This window comes from Flavobacterium zhoui, assembly GCF_042787235.1.
In the GTDB taxonomy this organism is placed as follows: Bacteria; Bacteroidota; Bacteroidia; order Flavobacteriales; family Flavobacteriaceae; genus Flavobacterium; species Flavobacterium zhoui.
In genome coordinates this window covers 26,088-45,791 of the sequence record NZ_JBHZPY010000006.1, presented here as the reverse complement: position 1 = coordinate 45,791, position 19,704 = coordinate 26,088, and the positions used below count along the sequence as shown (strand labels likewise).

Here is a 19,704-nt window from a genome sequence, read left to right as displayed (position 1 = left end):
AAATATTCACATGAATTTAACATTTAAGTAAACTTGTTTTTTAGGCAGTGAATTCTAAATTGGCAATTAATTTGATGTCTTGTCCTATTGCTAAGCCTCCAGTTTGTGCAAAAGAATTATACTTTAAGCCAAAATCTCTGCGATTTATTTTTCCTATAATTTCAAAAGCTGCCTTTTCAATGCCATTGGTAGTATTGATTCCAATGAATTCTGCGTCTAATTCAATTACTTTAGTAATATTTTTAATCGTTAGATTTCCTTTCAAAAAGTTAATATTCTTATTTACTTTCTGAAAAGAAGTCGATTTAAAGCTAATAACAGGATATTCAGTGGTGTCAAATAAATCGTTCAGTCTTAAGTGCGTATCTATTTGTTCTAGTTTTGTATCTGTATTGTTTATATCTAAAGCAAATTCAATCGAAGCATCTTCAAGCTCGTTATCTTGAATATCTACGTGACCTTCGAATTTATTTATTGTACCATCCAAATAAGCAATTATGGAGTGTCTATTTTTGATCATAACATCTGATTGGCTTGAATCAATTGTCCATTTTGTTTTCATAATAATTGGAAAGGTTATTTTGTGTAATTGAAATGTTGAAATTTCGTGTGCAAAGGTAATACGGAAACTTTGAATACCAAAGAAGTTTCCATTGTATTTTTGTTTATTTAACATTTCCTTAAGGAACGCAGTTTGTAATCTATTATGAATACTGTAAATTAGCCAAAAATTAATTTTTATGCATAGCATTTATCAGTATCAGGAGTTCATTTCAGAATATTTGCAATCACAATATGAAATCAAAGAGCCTAAAAATCTATATGAACCCATTCATTATATATTAGATTTAGGGGGGAAAAGAATACGTCCTGTACTTACGTTGATGACGGCTGAAATTTTTGATACTGACTATAAAAAAGCATTACCTGCAGCATTAGCTGTTGAAGTTTTTCATAATTTTTCATTGGTTCATGACGATATTATGGATGATGCTCCCTTGCGAAGAGGAAAGGCAACTGTTCATGAAAAATGGAATATAAATACCGGGATTTTATCTGGTGACGCGATGCTAATTTTAGCCTACCAGTATTTTGAAAAATATCAACCAAAAATATTCCGGAAACTAGCCAAATTGTTCAGCAAAACAGCGCTTCAGGTTTGCGAAGGACAGCAATGGGATGTAGATTTTGAAACTCGTATTGATGTTACAATTCCGGATTACCTGAAAATGATCGAATACAAAACAGCAGTTTTAGTGGCTGCAGCGATGAAAATGGGAGCGATTATTGCTAAAACTTCCAAAGAAAATGCGAATTTAATTTATGATTTCGGATTAAATTTAGGACTTGCTTTTCAATTGCAAGATGATTATTTAGACGCTTTTGGTGATCCCGAAACCTTTGGTAAACAAGTTGGAGGTGATATTATTGAAAACAAAAAAACCTATTTGTATTTAAAAGCTTTAGCGTTTTCGGAAAAAAAAGAAGCACAGCAATTAACGAGTTTATTTGCTAAGCAACTGCGTCACAATTCAGATAAAATTAGTTCCGTAAAAGAAATATTTAATAATTCAGGCGCTTCAAAAGCTACTCAGGATGCAATTCAGGAATTTACGTTTAAGGCATTTGAAATAATAGAGAAAATGAATATTGACGATGATAAAAAATCAATATTGAGAACTTTTGGAGAAAATTTAATGGGCCGAAAAGTATAGATTTTTAATTGTTGAAGTTTTACTTCTGATGAAATTGTATTCTAAAATCAAAATAAACACGGCTGCCAAATCTAAAATCTCAATTCGTTAATCTAAAATCTAAAATAAAATGTTCGTAGCGCCACAAAATATTGATTTGCTTATTTCAGAAGCTGAAAAAGAAGCCTTATATCTGAAGTTAATTGAACAAATGAATAAGGATTTTAATCTAGCTAATGAAGCAATTGATTTTCCTATGAGCATTTCTCCTGCTGAGTTAAAACTGCAATTACACGAAAAGATTTATAGACTCATACAGTATAAATTCGCCGAATATCTTAATCTGCTATACATTATTGATGTTTCTGAAGAACAAATAAAACAACTGGACGGATCAGATTTAGTAATTCTTGCCGAACAAGTATCTTTTTTAATTCTAAAAAGGGAATGGCAAAAAGTGTGGTTTAGGAATAAGTATTAGGTGTAATGTGTTGATTTTAATTCACTTGTTTTGCAAATATCTTCTTTGTGTCGTTTTAAACAATGATTTCTTGGTAAGACAATTTCCTGTCACATATTTTTTAATAACATATAATAATCATGTCATAAGATGCTATGCTTAAACAATTTACAACTAGTATATTTATCATTAATAAATTTGAAAAGGATTTAAAAATACTGCTAATTCATCATAAAAAATTTAATCGATGGATGGTTCCTGGTGGACATATAGAACCATTTGAAAATCAAATAGAAGGTGCAATTAGAGAAGTTAAAGAAGAGACAGGACTAAATATCAAACTTTTTTCTTTTCTTCACAAAGAACAGAAAGTTGATGATTCAGAATGGATTTTACCTCCAGAATATTTTTACCAACAATCAATCCCTGCTTCTGATAAAGAAATTGCACATTGTCATTTAGATTTTGCTTATTTATCTTTTACAAAGGAAACCGAATTTATTTTTAACTCAAAAGAAACTAAAGATATAATGTGGGTGCGGTTAGACGATTCTTTAAAATTAAATCTCTTCGCGGGGACAAGAAATATTATTCACGAAATCATTCTTAAATTTAATAACGGCGAAAAAATTTTATTTGAACAAGAAGAATAAGTAAAATCGACGGATCTAATTTATTGGTTCTTGCTGAGAGTATTGCCTTCTTAATTTTGAAATGAGAATGGCAAAAAGTGTGGTTTAGGAATAAATATCGTTAATCGCTTTTTCTACGGTTTTGTCTCCCCCTCCTTCGGAGGGGGTTGGGTGGAGGATTAAAAATACACCCTTACAAATGGCATAAAGGCATTACCATAAACATTGTTATTATCGCTTAGTACATTATAACGAGCGCCAATAGTCACATTGCCGGTTCTATAACCAGCACCAAGAAATAAACCGGTGTTCCAATAGTCTTGAGAATTATTATTAGAATTAATCAAATTAACGTTAACCCTCAATTTTTCTATTTCTGCCGAAAGTTGGATTTCTGGGATTGGATTAAACAGTCCTATGATGCTTGCTCCATATAAATGGGACGCATAATAATTTTTTTGCTTTACATACCTGTATTGGGCGCCAAGCCCCAAAGCCACATACTGATTTAAATTGTAAATAGCACTTGGTGCAAGAGAAACATCCGTATAACCGGAAGCAAAACTTAATCCAATACCTCCGCCAAATTGTACTTTTCTCCAGAAATCACTTTGAGTTTTAAGCGATGTCGTTTGCTGTTGAGCCAATAAAAAACCGGAAGACAAGAGGAGCGAAAAAATCATAATTGGTTTTAAAATGGGTAAAAGCCGTGTTTTTTTCATATTTCGTTGGTTATTTTAACAAATCTTTACGTAAAAGTAGGTAAAAAAAAGATTTAGATATAATTGATTATTGTACTTTTGTCAAACTATTTAACAAAAAAGTACAGACACTAACGATATGGATAGGTTTTCATTTTTAAACGCAGCACACACCGAATTTTTCGCACAATTATACGATCAATATTTAGTAAATCCAGACAGCGTAGAGCCAAGTTGGAGAAGTTTTTTTCAAGGTTTCGACTTTGGAATGACTACTTATAATGAGGAGAATCCAGTAACCTATTTAGCAAATGTTGCTTCTGGGAATATGGAGAGTACGCATGTGTCGGAAAAACTTCAAAAAGAATTTAATGTATTAAAGCTGATTGACGGGTATCGTTCTCGTGGACATTTGTTTACAAAAACAAATCCCGTAAGAGACAGACGAACATCATCTCCTACATTGGACATTGTTAATTTTGGTCTTTCTTCAGCCGACTTAAATACGGTTTTTGATGCAGCTAAAGTTATTGGGATTCAACCCTGTACACTTCAGGAAATTATAATACACCTTGAGACTATTTATTGTCAGCATATTGGGGTCGAATATATGTATATTCGTAAACCGGAAGTGGTGGAATGGATCCAGAAAAAATTAGGGAAAAATGATAACCAACCCAGTTTTTCTGTCAATGAAAAGAAAACAATCCTTGAAAAATTAAATCAAGCTGTTTCTTTTGAGAATTTCTTGCATACAAAATATGTAGGTCAGAAACGATTTTCACTTGAAGGAGGAGAATCTATTATTCCGGCACTTGATGCTTTGATAGAAAAAGCAGCAGAGCAGGGAGTAGAGCAATTTGTGATGGGAATGGCACATCGTGGTCGTTTGAATGTTCTAGCCAATATTTTTGGTAAATCTACCCAGGACATTTTTGGAGAATTTGACGGAAAAGACTACGATCAGGAATATTTTGACGGAGATGTAAAGTATCACTTAGGGCTTACGGCTGAAAAAGTAACCAGATCAGGAAAAAATATTAATATTAATTTGGCTCCAAATCCTTCGCATCTTGAAACAGTAGGTGCCGTAATTGAAGGAATTACAAGAGCAAAACAAGATAAGTATTTCCCTAATGATTTCTCAAAAGTATTGCCAATCGCCGTTCACGGAGATGCAGCAATCGCTGGTCAGGGAATTCTTTATGAAATTGTGCAAATGGCGCAATTGGATGGATACAAAACGGGAGGTACAATTCACATTGTAATCAATAATCAAGTTGGTTTTACAACTAATTATCTCGATGCTCGTTCATCAACATATTGTACGGATGTTGCCAAAGTAACGCTGTCGCCAGTCTTGCACGTTAATGCAGATGATGCGGAAGCGGTGGTACATGCTATGTCATTTGCTTTAGATTTCAGAATGCAATTTGGTAAAGATGTATTCATTGATTTATTAGGATATCGAAAATATGGGCATAATGAAGGGGATGAGCCTCGTTTTACGCAGCCAGTTCTATATAAAATTATTGCAAAACATCAAAATCCTAGAGATATCTATGCAGAGAAACTCTTGTCAGAAGGAGTTATTGATGCTACTTATGTAAATGGATTAGAAAAAGAATACAAGTCAAATCTTGAAGTAAATCTTGAAGCATCCCGTAAAAAAGACTTGACTATTATTACACCATTTATGAAAAATGAATGGAGAGGTTTCGAACAAGTTACTGATGTTGAAATGCTTTTAAATGTTGATACTTCTTATCCTAAGGAAGGACTTACTGACGTTGCAAATGCAATTTGTAATTTGCCGGCGGATAAAAAGTTTATCAGCAAAATCCAAAAATTAATAAACGATAGAAAAACAATGTTTTTCGAAACTAATAAGTTGGATTGGGCTATGGCCGAACATTTAGCTTACGGATCTTTATTAAAAGAAGGATATGATGTCCGTATTTCTGGGCAAGATGTAGAAAGAGGTACTTTTTCTCATCGTCATGCCGTAGTGAAAGTCGAAGATTCTGAGGAAGAGGTAGTTTTGATAAATAATTTAGAAGGTAAGGTAGGGAAATTTAATATTTTCAATTCCCTTTTATCTGAATATGGTGTTTTAGGTTTTGATTATGGCTACGCTCTAACAAATCCAAATACACTTACGATATGGGAAGCACAATTTGGAGATTTCAGTAATGGAGCCCAAATTATGATTGACCAATATATTTCTTGTGGAGAAGATAAATGGAACAATCAAAACGGAATCGTTTTATTATTGCCTCACGGATATGAAGGACAAGGAGCAGAGCATTCATCTGCAAGAATGGAGCGTTATTTACAATTGTGTGCCAGACAAAATATGTATGTTGCTGATTGTACAACACCCGCCAACTTCTTCCACTTATTGAGAAGACAAATGAAAACAACTTTCCGTAAACCGCTAATTGTCTTTACTCCAAAAAGTTTATTGCGTGATCCAAGAGTTGTTTCAGGTGTAGAGGAGTTTGCAAACGGTAGTTTTCAGGAAACATTCGATGATGTAATAGTGAATAAAGCAGATGTAAAAACATTAGTTTTCTGTACAGGTAAATTCTATTATGACATCACTAGCGAAAGAGAAATCAATGGTCGTAAAGATGTTGCTGTAGTTAGAATAGAACAATTATTCCCATTACCGGTAGAACAATTAAAAGACATTATCGCTAAATATCCAAATGCTGATGATTATGTTTGGGCACAGGAAGAGCCTAAAAATATGGGGGCTTATAGCTATATGTTGATGAATTTTGATTTGGTAAAGTGGAGATTAGCATCGCTTAAAGCCTATGCGGCACCAGCGGCAGGAAGTTATACACGAGCAAAACGTCGTCAGGCCGATGCGATAAGAATGGTTTTTGATAAAAATTTATTTAGATAATAAGGAGCTATTTCCTGCTGTGCGCTATATCTTTTTCTTTTTAAAGAAAAAAGAAAAAGGATGCCGCTACCATCAGGGCTAAAATGGTACATATAATAAGCATAGGTTGTTTTTAGAACAATTTAAAATTTAAAATTCATAATTTAAAATAATAGAACATGATTTTAGAAATGAAAGTCCCATCACCAGGGGAATCTATAAAAGAAGTTGAAATTGCAACTTGGTTGGTAAAAGACGGAGATTATGTAGAAAAAGACCAAGCAATTGCTGAGGTTGATTCCGATAAAGCAACATTAGAATTGCCTGCAGAAGCAAGCGGAATTATTACATTAAAAGCAGAAGAAGGTGATGCAGTTGCAGTTGGTGCAGTTGTATGTCTTATTGATACAGATGCGAGCCCCCCAACCCCCAAAGGGGGAGCGGATGCTGGAAAAGTTGAAGTGAAGAAAGAAGAAGTGAAAGTAGCTCCAGTAGCTACGTCAACTCCCCCTTTGGGGGCCGGGGGGCTCACTTATGCTTCAGGAACTCCATCTCCAGCAGCGAGAAAAATATTAGACGAAAAAAACATAACTCCTGCATCAGTTTCAGGAACAGGAAAAGACGGAAGAATCACTAAAGATGATGCGGTAAATGCTGTGCCATCAATGGGAACTCCTACCGGAGGATCTCGTGGTACGGAAAGAACTAAATTATCTATGTTGCGTCGTAAAGTAGCAGAAAGATTGGTTGCTGCTAAAAATGAAACAGCGATGTTGACTACTTTCAATGAAGTAAACATGACGCCTATCAATACATTGCGTAATGAATATAAAGATGCGTTCAAAGCGAAACATGGTGGAATTGGTTTAGGATATATGTCTTTCTTTACTAAAGCAGTGACCAGAGCGTTAAAATTATTCCCAGATGTTAACTCAATGATGGATGGTGATCATAAGATTGCTTTCGATTTTTGTGATATCTCTATTGCAGTTTCAGGACCAAAAGGACTTATGGTTCCTGTTGTTCGTAATGCAGAGAACTTGACCTTCCGTGGCGTAGAATCTGATATTAAAAGATTAGCCATCAAAGCACGTGATGGACAAATTACAGTTGATGATATGACTGGTGGAACGTTCACGATTACTAATGGGGGTGTTTTTGGAAGCATGTTATCTACTCCAATTATCAATCCTCCACAATCTGGAATTCTAGGAATGCATAACATTATTGAGCGCCCAATTGCTGTAAACGGTAAAGTGGAAATTCACCCAATGATGTATGTGGCGTTATCTTATGACCACAGAATTATTGATGGTCGTGAGTCTGTTGGTTTCTTGGTAGCCGTAAAAGAAGCTTTAGAGAATCCATTAGAATTATTGTTGGATAACAATCCTAAAAAAGCATTAGAATTGTAATTCAACAAATTCATAAATAACAAAAATCCGTTTAGAAAATTTTCTAAACGGATTTTTTGTTTATTTGCCTTTCTAACCAATACTATTTTATGGCATCAAATAAAAAACAGGCCGCTATCAGCTTTATCTTCATCACAATGCTAATTGATATAACTGGTTGGGGAATTATCATTCCAGTTATTCCAAAATTGATTAAAGAATTAATACATGGCGATGTTAGTGATGCAGCAAAATATGGCGGTTGGTTAACATTTGCTTATGCGATAACTCAATTTATGTTTGCACCTTTAATTGGTAATTTGAGCGATAAATTTGGGCGAAGACCCATAATCTTAATTTCGCTTTTTGCCTTTTCATTGGATTATATATTGTTGGCGTTTGCCTCAACGATTACATGGCTATTTATAGGAAGAATAATTGCAGGATTAACAGGTGCGAGTATTTCAACCGCTGCGGCGTATATAGCTGATGTGAGTACGCCAGAGAATAGAGCCAAAAACTTCGGAATGATTGGTGTGGCTTTTGGGCTAGGATTTATAATTGGACCCGTTATAGGCGGTGTTTTGGGGCATTTCGGATCTAGGATTCCGTTTTATGCAGCAGCAGTTTTGTGCTTGCTGAATTTTTTGTACGGTTATTTTATTTTGCCCGAATCATTATCAAAAAAAAATAGAAGGTCCGTTAATTTAAAAAGAGCCAATCCAATTGGTGCTTTTTTTAATTTAAAGAAATACCCTTCACTATATGGATTATTATTTGCTCTGTTTTTGATTTATGTTGCGGGACATGCGGTAGAAAGTAACTGGAGTTATTTTACGATGTACAAATTTAGTTGGGACGAAAAAATGGTCGGAATTTCGTTAGGCGTTGTTGGAGTTTTAGTAAGTCTTGTTCAAGGAGGATTGATACGGTGGACTAGTCGAAAACTAGGAAATGAAAAAAGTATTTATGTTGGAATGACATTATATACTATTGGAATGTTTTTGTTTGCTTTTGTTTCAGAAAGCTGGATGATGTTTCTCTTTTTGATTCCGTATTGTCTTGCAGGAATTGCCGGTCCATCAATGCGAGCTATCATTACGAATCATGTTTTGCCATCAGAACAAGGCGAAATTCAAGGAACAATTGCGAGTTTAACGAGTGCCGCAACCATTATTGGACCACCAGTAATGTCGAGTCTTTTTTATTATTTTACACATAAAGGTTCGCCATTTGAATTTGCAGGAATGCCATTTATCCTTGGTGGTTTATTGATGATGATTAGTGGTATTGTTGCTTATTTTTCGTTGAAAAAGTATAGTGTTTCAAATACAAGTAATGATTAAAGTAATCGATTATCCCTTTCCCTTTCATCAAAACATCGGCACCAATGATTCCGTGTACGGGTTTTGATTTGTGCTGCATTAATGCTTCATTTACGTGAGATAAATCAAAAACAATGAGATTAAAATCTAAATTTTTCCACGAGCCAAGTTGTAGTTGATTTTTTGAAGCAAGTTGGGTAAACATACCATTTGCTCCGGCGCCAGAAGCTTTCGTTTTTGATTTTTTCGCTTCCAATAGAAACAGGTCAACACTTTCAAATCCTACACAACTGTTTGAAGCTCCCGTATCGAGAATAAAGTTCCCCATGACTCCATTGATTTTAGCTTTTATTAAAAGATGTTGTGTTTTGGTAATTTTGAATTTTACTTTTTTATAATTTTCTTTTTTAAGAATATCGTGGAGGTTTTTCATTTATGCTGAATTTATTTCAGAATTTTAATTTGTGTTTCACAAAGATACATGTAGTTTTTATGAATTTTTGAAGGAATTTTGAGAATCCTATTTTTCTTTGAGAATCTTTATGAAACAACTTTTTCGACTAGTTTTAATCTTGTAAATTTGTATCCTTAAACTTTACACTTGGAAACAACAACAATAATTACCGATACGCATACGCACCTTTACAGCGAGGAATTCGATCAAGACCGTAGCGAAATGATACAACGTGCGATAAATGTTGGAGTTTCACGGTTCTTTATTCCCGCTATTGATTCAACGTGTACGAAAGCGATGTACGAATTAGAGGAAAATTATCCTGAAAATGTTTTCTTGATGATGGGTTTACACCCAACCTATGTAAAGGAGAATTATCTGGAAGAATTACAGCATATTGAAAATGAATTGAAGAAAAGAAAATTCTATGCGATAGGAGAAATTGGGATTGATTTGTATTGGGATAAAACCCATTTGCAAGAGCAGCAAATTGCTTTCAGAACTCAAATACGATTGGCAAAACACTATAAATTACCTATTGTCATTCATTGTCGAGAAGCTTTCGATGAAATATTTAATATTATGGAAGATGAGAAATCGGATGATCTCTTTGGGATTTTTCATTGCTTTACAGGGACTTACGAACAAGCCTTAAAAGCGATTTCCTATAATATGAAGCTTGGTATTGGTGGCGTTGTAACATTCAAAAATGGAAAGATTGATCAATTCTTACATAAAATAGATTTAAAACACATCGTTCTGGAAACGGATTCTCCTTATTTGGCCCCAATTCCCTTTCGAGGAAAACGCAATGAGAGTAGTTATTTAATTAATGTTGTAGATAAATTGGCTCTTATTTATAGCCTTTCGGCAAATGAAATTGCGAGGGTAACAACTGATAATTCTAAAGCTATTTTTGGTATTTAAAGAAGAAATTACATTATTTTAATTTTTTTTTTGTTCATTTGCCCACACAAAAATTGAGAACCAAAATGCAAAAATTTGACGCTATTCGGCCGTTTTACGATTCCGAAGTAAACGAGGCTCTTCACAATGTGATACATCATCCGATGATGAAGGCATTAATGAACTTTACTTTCCCTGATGTGGAAGACGAAGTTTGGAAAGAACAACTCAAGAAAACGCATTCTATACGTGATTTTCAATGTAATTTCATCTATCATTCCGTTCAAAAAGTATTAGAGAAAAGCTCTGAGGGTTTGACGACTTCTGGTTTTGAAAATTTAGAAAAAAATACTTCCTATTTGTTTATTTCGAATCATCGAGATATTCTTTTGGATACAACCTTATTGAATACCGCATTATTTGAACATGGTTTAGGAATGACGGCTTCAGCAATTGGAGACAATTTAGTTAAAAAGGCTTTTTTAAGTACGTTAGCGAAACTGAATCGTAATTTTCTGGTGTTACGCGGTCTGACTCCTAGAGAAATGCTCCAAAGCTCCAAATTACTAGCAGAATATATTGGGAATCTATTACTTCATGAAAATCGTTCCGTTTGGATTGCACAGCGAGAGGGAAGAACAAAAGATGGAAATGATGTGACTAATCCAGGCGTTTTAAAAATGTTAGGGATGGGTTCTGACGAGAAGAATTTGATGGATTATTTCAAAAAAATAAAAATAGTTCCAGTATCTATTTCATATGAATATGACCCTACTGATGCTTTGAAAATGCCTCAATTGATGGCAGAAGCCAATAACGAAATTTATGTTAAGGAAAAAAATGAGGATTTCATGACCATTCTTAGTGGTGCTATGGGACAAAAAAAGAGAATTCATATTCATGTAGGTAAAGTTTTAGATACTGAAATTGATAAAATCACAGCTCAAAATGACAACGCAAACAAGCAAATACAAGCTTTGGCGCAGGTTATAGACGATACAATATTAAGCAATTATAAATTATGGCCTACAAATTTCATCGCTTACGATATAGTAAATAAATCCAATACCTATTCGCACTTATATACGGAGAGCGAGAAATTACTTTTTGAGCGCCGATTAGAAATGAGAATTGATCATGATAATCCAGTTGCTTTGGAAGGTTTTCTTGCCATGTATGCCAATCCTGTTGTAAATAAATTGAAATATCAGGATGTTGTCTAAATCCAAAATACTTTTGATTTATACCGGCGGGACTATTGGTATGAAAAAAGATTTTGTGACCGGTGCACTTAGAGCTTTTAATTTCAGTAAATTATTGCAAAGAATACCGGAATTGAAACAATTGGATTGCGACATAGAAACGATTTCTTTTGAGAACCCTATTGATTCGTCCAATATGAATCCTGAAAAATGGGCAAAAATTGCAACAATCATTGCTGATAATTATACTTCGTTTGATGGGTTTGTGGTGTTACATGGTTCTGATACTATGTCTTATTCAGCATCTGCTTTAAGTTTTATGCTCGAAAATTTATCTAAACCAGTCATTTTTACCGGATCCCAATTGCCTATTGGAGATTTGCGTACTGATGCAAAAGAGAATTTAATAACTGCTATTCAAATTGCTTCTTTGCGTGAAAATGGAAAGCCAGTCATTAGTGAAGTAGGTCTCTACTTTGAATATAAATTATACAGAGGTAATAGAACTACAAAAATAAATGCGGAACATTTCAACGCATTCACATCTCCAAATTACCCGCATTTAGTAGAGTCTGGCGTGCATCTAACACTGAATTCAGAATTATTTTTGCCTTTAAAAACTGATTTACATTTGAAAGTGCATAAGACGTTAGATAACAATGTGGCTATTATTAAAATGTTTCCGGGAATTAGTGAAGTTGTTTTGGCTGCCATTCTTGATATTCCGAATCTTAAAGGAGTCATTTTAGAGACTTATGGAGCTGGAAACGCTCCTACAGAAGATTGGTTTATCAACCTTTTGAAAAAAGCCATTAATAAAGGCCTGCATGTCATTAATGTGACACAGTGTTCTGCCGGAAGTGTGAGTATGGGTCAATATGAAACGAGTACTTCTATGAAAGAAATTGGTGTTATTTCTGGAAAAGACATCACCACCGAAGCGGCAATCACGAAATTAATGTATTTACTGGGGCAAAAAATTGCGTCGAATGATTTCAAAAAGATTTTCGAAACATCTTTACGAGGAGAAATGATATAATAAGTAGATTTTACTTTTCTAACTCATTTTTTTTCGTGTTCTTTGCAGACCAAATAAATAGAGAGGTGTCCGAGTGGTTGAAGGAGCTAGCCTGGAAAGCTAGTATGTGGGTAACTGCATCGTGGGTTCGAATCCCATCCTCTCTGCTGAGAAATTAATGCTTCCGGAAAGGGGAGCATTTTTTGTTTTACAGCGGTACAAACCTTTTTGTTTGTCTAGGTGTATAAGGCAAAAAAGGATCAGGCGTGAAATTCCAAGTAGTATTTTCTTTGTAAAACGCCCTTTCTAGGGTTGCCCTAAATTAACCTAATTCAAGGGTTCGCAGCTTGTTTGTCTATGATGAGTTGATCCCGTCCTCTTTTCAGAAACCCCTCCCGGATAAGTAAAAGTTTTTGAACCTGTGGCAGTCTTTAGTCTTCTTGATTTTTGTTTTCGAGCAATACTAATTTATTCATAATAACGTATTTTTTGTTGTGGCCTTAGTTTTGACTAAACGTATTATATAAATCGATTTTGCTTGTATTAAAAATATAACAGAATATGTAAATTATGTAAGATAATAAATACTAAAAATAAATAATTGTGTATTTTATCGATTATATTTGTAGTATAAACGTCAGTTTTGTAATTTTAAGTAAGGATTAAAAAATCAAACTGTAGCGAAATTATTATTTGGAACATTCTTTAAATAATTAAGTGAAGAACCCAGAAAAAAGGAGTGTTTGATAGATTATTAAAAAAAGGTTGAAATTTAGAAATTTAAAAAACTTAACAGATGGAAACAGAAAATAAAAAAGAAGGAGTGTTTTTGTATATGGGTGCATTTCTTTTTACTACCGCAAGTTTGTCAATGATTGCTTTAATGTTGATGTTATTTTTTATAACTTTTTGATTTGATTATAAGTCAGAATTTTAAAGAGTTTAATGAAATTTGGAACTGCGTTTTTTCACAGGAATTCACTTCGGGTACGTGGCAAAATCTTATATTTGTGCAACTATAAACAATAGTTTAATCGAAAAATATATTTTAAGACTCACATGAAGCAATCATTAAACAAAAATAACAACGCAATATTATTTTTAAGTTGTTTTATTCTTCTAAATGTTTTCAATGTTTTTTCCCAGGAAATAACAACTTTAGAAGGTGCTTCAAAAGTAAAAATCGATTCATTGTACAGGGAGGACCAATTCTATTTTGGATTTACATATAATACCTTAACAAATAAACCCGACGGTTTGTCTCAAAGCAAATTGTCTACTGGATTTTCACTTGGATTTTTAAGGGATATGCCTACCAACAAAAATAGAACGCATGCAATAGCTGCTGGAATTGGTCTGTCGTTTAATAATTACAATCAGAATCTGGCGGTTTATAAACCAGATCAAGCGCCATCTTATTCGATTATTGATCCAGATACCAGTTTTAATAAAAATAAATTTTCACAACTTTTAGTTGAGGTACCTCTAGAATTTAGATGGAGAACATCGACTTATGAAAGCCATAAGTTTTGGAGGATTTACGGTGGCTTCAAGTTGAGTTATTTAATTCTTGACAGATCCATTTTTGAAGATGCTCAGGGAAAAATCATTGTAACCAATAATAATGATTTTAATAAGCTTCTTTATGGAGCGTATATTTCAACTGGTTATAATACAATAAATGTATATGCCTATTATGGTTTGAATTCTTTATTTAAATCGGCTAAAATTGAAGGGCAGCCCATCGCTATGAAGTCCTTAAATATTGGAATAATCTTTTATATATTATAGCCATAAAAATAATAAAAGAAGCTGCGGAATACTTCCTAAACCAAACCCTATAATTAACTCTTTGTTAGTATGTGCGTTCATTTCTATACGAGAGGATGCAACAAGACCATTTGCGAGTATTAAAAATGCAATGATAAAAGTATTCTGAAATTGAAAATGAAGACTTATCGCAATTACAAATACCGTCAGTGCGCTTATTGCCATCATATGTAGGCTTGCTTTTATATTGCCAAATAATGATAAAAGAGCCAAAATAGTACTGAGCAACGCTCCTAAGAAGAAAAAATGCAATTCAGGATATCGGTGTATAGTAATGCTTTTTCGAACCAATATAATGATTAAAAAACATTGAAGAATCAATGGTATTTTGCGTTGCGTTACTTCAGCAACCATAATAGAATCAATTTTACCAACAGCTTTTAATATTAGAAAAAATAGTATCGGAATAATTACCGTGATAATCGCCACTTGAAAAAACACAAATAATTTTTCTTCCGTTCCAAACACAGTGGTATTAAAAAAAAGATAAAATAGGGTGGCCATTGCCGGGATGAATATCGGATGAAAAATATAAGAGAATAAAGGAAGGATTTTTTTCAAGAGTTGTGATATTGATTGGCGTCAACAAATATAAATAATTTTGCAAAGGGAAGCTGTATTTTTGAGTTAGTTAACTTTTTATAAAGACTTTTAAATAATTTCAATTGGTGATTAATAATTTTAAAATGATTATAATTTATCAGTTCTCAAACTCTTCGTTGTCAAAAGAAATGTTATTTTTGATGAACCATAAAGAACAATAATTGGTACGAATTAAATAATTGGGGAGTAAAGTATTGGTCTGTTTTCTAATGGTAATATGTATAAATCTTTAAATGAGCGTCATTCGCTTTTTACATTAATGATTCTAAAAATTCAAAATATCATTTCACAAATGCAGGCAGTATTTGTAGATAATAATAGAACTAAAACAATAGATGGTATTTCTATTGATAGTCGCTCTTTGCAAAATGGTTCGCAAACTTTATTCTTCGCATTGGTCGGAGCTAATAATGATGCGCATTTATATATTGAAAATTTAATTGAAAAAGGAGTACAAAATTTTGTGGTTACTCATATCCCTGTCGATTGTATAGGAAAAGCTAATTTTCTGATTGTCGAAAATACTTTAGTGGCTTTGCAAAAATTTGCAAGCTATTATCGCAGTCTTTTTGATTTTCCAGTGATTGGATTAACCGGAAGTAACGGTAAAACAATTGTGAAGGAATGGCTAAATTTTCTGCTTAGTCCGGATTATAATGCCATAAGGAGCCCTAAAAGCTACAACTCACAAGTGGGTGTTCCGTTATCAGTGCTTGCTATAAATGAGCAACACAATCTTGGAATATTTGAAGCGGGAATTTCTACCAGTTCAGAAATGGGAAAACTAGAAAAAATCATTAAACCAACTATTGGAATCTTAACAAGTATAGGGTCCGCACACGATGAAGGCTTTGGAAGCTTACAAGAAAAGATAAGAGAGAAGCTCCTGTTGTTCAGGGATTCGGAGGTGGTTATTTATCAAAAGAGTGAGATTATTGATGCTAATTTGTTTAGGTACGACAATAGACGCCTTTTTTCCTGGAGTTTCAAAGATTCAACAGCTGATGTTTTTATTACTAAAAGTCCGGTATTAGACAAAACAATTTTACATATTCGTCATGCTGAGGAAATTTTTGAAATTGAAATTCCGTTTCAAGATGCGGCTTCTGTCGAAAATGCAATCTCATGTGTGATGGTTTTGTTGTATTTCAAATACGATGTAAAAACGATCCAAAACAGAATAAAATTATTGTATCCTGTTGAAATGCGTTTGAAAGTCAAGAATGGAATCAATAATTGCAGCGTAGTAGACGACAGTTATAGTTCTGATTTTCAATCCCTAAAAATAGCATTGGATTTTCTCGAAAGTCAAAAGCAATACCAAAAGAAAACGGTGATATTATCGGACATTTTGCAAAGTGGTTTGTCTAATGAGGAATTATATTCGAAAGTGGCAGAACTTATTATTTCGAACAGAATCAGCCGGGTAATAGGTATTGGAGAAACTATTTTGGCATTTAAAGGTAAATTTGCAAACTGTATAACGTATAAAAACACGGCAGAGTTCATTGCTGATTTTGATGATTTAATTTTCAGTAATGAAACTATATTAATAAAAGGAGCAAGGACTTTTCAATTTGAAGAAATTGTTTCCCTATTAGAAGAAAAAACGCATGAAACGGTTCTTGAAATTAATCTGAATGCCATCAGTCATAATTTAAATTTCTTTAAATCAAAGTTGAAACCAACAACCAAGATGATGGTAATGGTCAAGGCTTTTGGATATGGAAACGGTGGATTTGAAATTGCCAAATTACTGGAACATCATAAAGTGGATTATTTGGGTGTCGCTTTCGCCGATGAGGGAATTTCATTGAAAAATCTGGGAATTCATATGCCCATTATGGTAATGAATCCTGAAAACACCAGTTTTCCGGCGATCATCCAACATCAATTAGAACCAGAAATTTACAGTTTGAAAGGACTTCGCGCCTTTCTTAAAATTGCGGAACAGAAAAAATTGAAGCACTTTCCTATTCATATCAAACTCGATACAGGGATGCATCGTTTGGGCTTTGAAGCCAATACAATTGATAATTTGATAATTGCTTTAAAAGGAAATCAAACCATTCAGATAAAAAGTATTCTTTCTCATATGGCTACGAGCGATGATTTAAAACATAAGGATTTTGCGCATTCACAAATTGATTTGTTCGAAAAATTATCTTCAAAATTAATGACTGAATTGCAAATAAAACCTATTCGACATATTTTAAATACCTCGGGGATTAGTAATTATCCGGAATCACAATATGATATGGTTCGCCTTGGAATTGGACTTTACGGAGTTTCAAATGATAGTGAAGAACAGAAATATTTAGAAAATGTAGGCACCCTCAAATCGATAATTTCTCAAATCAGAACCATTCCTGCAGGTGATAGTGTGGGTTATGGCAGACGATTTATGGCAGAGAAACCAACAATAATTGCCACAATTCCCATAGGTTATGCCGACGGAATTTCGAGAGGCTGGGGAAATGGAGTTGGTTTTGTGACCATTAAAAATGAAAAAGCGACTATTCTTGGAAGCGTTTGTATGGATATGCTAATGGTCGATGTCAGCGGAATTGATTGCAAGGAAGGTGATGCTGCAGTTATTTTTGGCGAAAGCCCAACCGTTAATTATATTGCCCAAAAGTTAGACACAATACCGTATGAAATCCTTACCAGTATTTCGCAACGAGTGAAGCGGGTGTTTTATAGAGAGTAATTAATTGGGGAAGTGTCTGTTAATTGTATTAAAATTTTGATTAAATTCGTTTAGCAAAATATATTTTTAACCTAAAAAAATTAATTATGGGATTTTTTGGCGATTTTAAAGCATCTTTAATGAAAGGCGATGTGTTGAGTTTAGCAACTGCCGTAGTTATTGGTGCTGCTTTTGGAAAAATTGTAGGTTCTGCGGTAGATGATGTAATCATGCCAATTGTTGGACTGATAACAGGCGGAATTGATTTTACACAAAAATTTATCGCGCTTAATGGAAACAGTTATGAAACTTTAGCAGAGGCAAAAAAAGCGGGAGCCGCTGTAATTACGTACGGAAATTTAGTTCAGGCAATTATCAATTTCGTTATAATTGCTTTCTTCATTTTTATTATTTTAAGGGCTGTCGAAAAAGCCAGAAAAAAAGAAGTGGTTGCCCCATCTCCTCCAGCCGGACCAACTCAAGAGGAATTGCTTACTCAAATTAGAGATTTATTAAAAAAATAATCCCGCTATACTATATATTCTAATTTATCCTGAATTAATTTCAGAACTAAACCGCTTCTTAATTGAGGCGGTTTCTCTTTTTGTTTAAAATACACAAATCACGGATCTTACAGGTCTAAATACTTAGGTTGTTATAATTATAACATTTTGTTATTTTTTGTGAATGCGCTTGTTTTGATTTCAATATTACTTACTTTTGCAATTCAAATTGAATGTCCAAATAACAAAAATATACTATGAGAATAGCAGTTGTAGGCGCTACTGGAATGGTTGGCGAAGTAATGTTGAAAGTTTTAGCAGAAAGAAATTTCCCTGTTACAGAATTAATTCCTGTAGCTTCTGAGAGATCAGTTGGGAAAGAGATAGAATATAAAGGTAAAAAATATAAAGTAGTAGGCATGCAAACTGCTGTAGATATGAAAGCAGATATTGCTTTGTTTTCTGCAGGAGGTGACACTTCACTAGAATGGGCTCCAAAATTTGCGGCAGCAGGAACAACAGTAATCGATAATTCATCGGCTTGGAGAATGGATCCAACCAAGAAATTAATTGTACCTGAAATTAATGCAGGCGAATTAACGGCAGCAGATAAAATTATTGCGAATCCAAACTGTTCTACTATTCAGATGGTTTTGGTCTTGGCACCTTTACATAAAAAATACAATATCAAACGTGTTATTGTTTCTACTTATCAATCCATCACAGGAACGGGTGTAAAAGCGGTTCAACAATTAGAAAATGAATATGCCGGAGTTCAAGGTGAAATGGCGTATAAATACCCAATTCACAGAAATGCAATTCCACAGTGTGATTCTTTTGAAGATAATGGTTACACTAAAGAAGAGATGAAATTGGTTCGTGAAACTCAAAAAATATTGAGTGATAAAACAATTGCTGTTACGGCAACTGCTGTTCGTGTGCCTATTGTTGGTGGTCACAGCGAAGCAGTAAATGTTGAGTTTACCAAGGATTTTGAAGTGTCTGATGTTCAAAATATTTTGCATCATACCGACGGAGTGGTGGTTCAGGATAACAATGACACCTATACGTATCCAATGCCAATGTATGCACAAGGAAAAGACGATGTTTTTGTAGGGAGAATTCGTCGTGACGAAAGCCAGCCAAATACATTGAACATGTGGATTGTTGCTGATAACTTAAGAAAAGGAGCGGCAACAAACACCATTCAAATTGCAGAATATTTAATTGCAGCAAAATTGGTTTAATACTTAATTTTGGTTCAAATCTAAAACCATTTGTTTTTGACAAAGTATAATTTGTCAGAACAAATGGGTTTTTTTTTGCCAATAAAAAAAGTTGATTTTTGAACAGATAAGGAATATAAGTTCATTTAAGAAAAGCTCTTTGTAAGCTTATGT

The 19,704-nt window shown here is 33.7% G+C and carries 17 protein-coding genes and 1 tRNA gene; 14 read left to right on the top strand and 4 right to left on the bottom strand.

Annotated elements, in window-relative coordinates; translation table 11 throughout:
- Positions 1-40 precede the first annotated feature (40 nt).
- Positions 41-562 (bottom strand): YceI family protein, encoded by a 522-nt coding sequence (locus tag ACFX5F_RS08530; RefSeq protein ID WP_379851646.1) that lies wholly within the window; start codon positions 560-562, stop codon positions 41-43.
- Between the two features lie 178 nt (positions 563-740).
- Between ACFX5F_RS08530 and ACFX5F_RS08525 the strand changes: the two genes are divergently transcribed.
- From ACFX5F_RS08525 to ACFX5F_RS08515, 3 genes are all read left to right on the top strand, one after another.
- Positions 741-1,715, top strand: a complete 975-nt coding sequence (locus tag ACFX5F_RS08525) for a polyprenyl synthetase family protein (RefSeq protein WP_379851645.1) — start codon at positions 741-743, stop codon at positions 1,713-1,715.
- A 109-nt stretch (positions 1,716-1,824) separates the two neighbouring features.
- Positions 1,825-2,175 (top strand): hypothetical protein, encoded by a 351-nt coding sequence (locus ACFX5F_RS08520; protein WP_379851644.1) that lies wholly within the window; start codon positions 1,825-1,827, stop codon positions 2,173-2,175.
- A gap of 134 nt (positions 2,176-2,309) precedes the next feature.
- Positions 2,310-2,807: an NUDIX hydrolase gene (locus ACFX5F_RS08515; RefSeq protein WP_379851643.1), complete on the top strand. Its 498-nt coding sequence runs from the start codon at positions 2,310-2,312 to the stop codon at positions 2,805-2,807.
- Between the two features lie 158 nt (positions 2,808-2,965).
- Here ACFX5F_RS08515 and ACFX5F_RS08510 read toward each other — a convergent pair whose 3' ends face one another.
- Positions 2,966-3,508 (bottom strand): hypothetical protein, encoded by a 543-nt coding sequence (locus tag ACFX5F_RS08510; protein ID WP_379851642.1) that lies wholly within the window; start codon positions 3,506-3,508, stop codon positions 2,966-2,968.
- Positions 3,509-3,626: 118 nt separating this feature from the next.
- On the opposite strand from ACFX5F_RS08510, the gene ACFX5F_RS08505 reads away from it, so the two are divergent.
- The 3 genes from ACFX5F_RS08505 to ACFX5F_RS08495 all read left to right on the top strand — a co-directional run bounded on the left by ACFX5F_RS08505 (position 3,627) and on the right by ACFX5F_RS08495 (position 9,120).
- Positions 3,627-6,401, top strand: coding sequence for a 2-oxoglutarate dehydrogenase E1 component (locus tag ACFX5F_RS08505; protein WP_379851641.1), 2,775 nt, complete (start codon positions 3,627-3,629; stop codon positions 6,399-6,401).
- A 158-nt stretch (positions 6,402-6,559) separates the two neighbouring features.
- Positions 6,560-7,795 (top strand): 2-oxoglutarate dehydrogenase complex dihydrolipoyllysine-residue succinyltransferase, encoded by a 1,236-nt coding sequence (gene odhB, locus ACFX5F_RS08500; RefSeq protein ID WP_379851640.1) that lies wholly within the window; start codon positions 6,560-6,562, stop codon positions 7,793-7,795.
- A gap of 89 nt (positions 7,796-7,884) precedes the next feature.
- Positions 7,885-9,120 (top strand): TCR/Tet family MFS transporter, encoded by a 1,236-nt coding sequence (locus ACFX5F_RS08495; protein WP_379851639.1) that lies wholly within the window; start codon positions 7,885-7,887, stop codon positions 9,118-9,120.
- Here ACFX5F_RS08495 and ACFX5F_RS08490 read toward each other — a convergent pair.
- Positions 9,056-9,532, bottom strand: coding sequence for a retropepsin-like aspartic protease (locus ACFX5F_RS08490; protein WP_379851638.1), 477 nt, complete (start codon positions 9,530-9,532; stop codon positions 9,056-9,058). The genes ACFX5F_RS08495 and ACFX5F_RS08490 overlap by 65 nt on opposite strands.
- A 168-nt stretch (positions 9,533-9,700) precedes the next feature.
- Between ACFX5F_RS08490 and ACFX5F_RS08485 the strand changes: the two genes are divergently transcribed.
- From ACFX5F_RS08485 to ACFX5F_RS08465, 5 genes are all read left to right on the top strand, one after another.
- Complete coding sequence (locus tag ACFX5F_RS08485) at positions 9,701-10,480, top strand: TatD family hydrolase (protein WP_379851637.1); 780 nt, start codon at positions 9,701-9,703, stop codon at positions 10,478-10,480.
- A gap of 65 nt (positions 10,481-10,545) precedes the next feature.
- Entirely contained in the window at positions 10,546-11,682 is a 1,137-nt protein-coding gene (locus ACFX5F_RS08480; RefSeq protein ID WP_379851636.1) for a 1-acyl-sn-glycerol-3-phosphate acyltransferase, read from the top strand.
- The gene (locus ACFX5F_RS08475) at positions 11,672-12,700 is read left to right on the top strand and encodes an asparaginase (protein WP_379851635.1); all 1,029 of its coding nucleotides are present in this window, start codon (positions 11,672-11,674) and stop codon (positions 12,698-12,700) included. Before ACFX5F_RS08480 ends, ACFX5F_RS08475 begins: the two co-directional genes overlap by 11 nt.
- 59 nt (positions 12,701-12,759) lie before the next feature.
- Positions 12,760-12,846: transfer RNA gene (locus tag ACFX5F_RS08470), tRNA-Ser, on the top strand.
- 892 nt (positions 12,847-13,738) lie between these two features.
- Complete coding sequence (locus ACFX5F_RS08465) at positions 13,739-14,470, top strand: porin family protein (RefSeq protein ID WP_379851634.1); 732 nt, start codon at positions 13,739-13,741, stop codon at positions 14,468-14,470.
- Here ACFX5F_RS08465 and ACFX5F_RS08460 read toward each other — a convergent pair.
- Positions 14,465-15,070 (bottom strand): hypothetical protein, encoded by a 606-nt coding sequence (locus tag ACFX5F_RS08460; protein ID WP_379851633.1) that lies wholly within the window; start codon positions 15,068-15,070, stop codon positions 14,465-14,467. The two genes, ACFX5F_RS08465 and ACFX5F_RS08460, sit on opposite strands and share 6 nt — an antisense overlap.
- A 334-nt stretch (positions 15,071-15,404) precedes the next feature.
- Between ACFX5F_RS08460 and ACFX5F_RS08455 the strand changes: the two genes are divergently transcribed.
- The 3 genes from ACFX5F_RS08455 (at position 15,405) to ACFX5F_RS08445 (ending at position 19,551) form a co-directional block, all read left to right on the top strand.
- Positions 15,405-17,822: a bifunctional UDP-N-acetylmuramoyl-tripeptide:D-alanyl-D-alanine ligase/alanine racemase gene (locus ACFX5F_RS08455; protein WP_379851797.1), complete on the top strand. Its 2,418-nt coding sequence runs from the start codon at positions 15,405-15,407 to the stop codon at positions 17,820-17,822.
- Between the two features lie 86 nt (positions 17,823-17,908).
- Positions 17,909-18,325 (top strand): large conductance mechanosensitive channel protein MscL, encoded by a 417-nt coding sequence (mscL, locus tag ACFX5F_RS08450; RefSeq protein ID WP_379851632.1) that lies wholly within the window; start codon positions 17,909-17,911, stop codon positions 18,323-18,325.
- 236 nt (positions 18,326-18,561) lie between these two features.
- Positions 18,562-19,551, top strand: a complete 990-nt coding sequence (locus ACFX5F_RS08445; RefSeq protein WP_379851631.1) for an aspartate-semialdehyde dehydrogenase — start codon at positions 18,562-18,564, stop codon at positions 19,549-19,551.
- Positions 19,552-19,704: the final 153 nt, after the last annotated feature.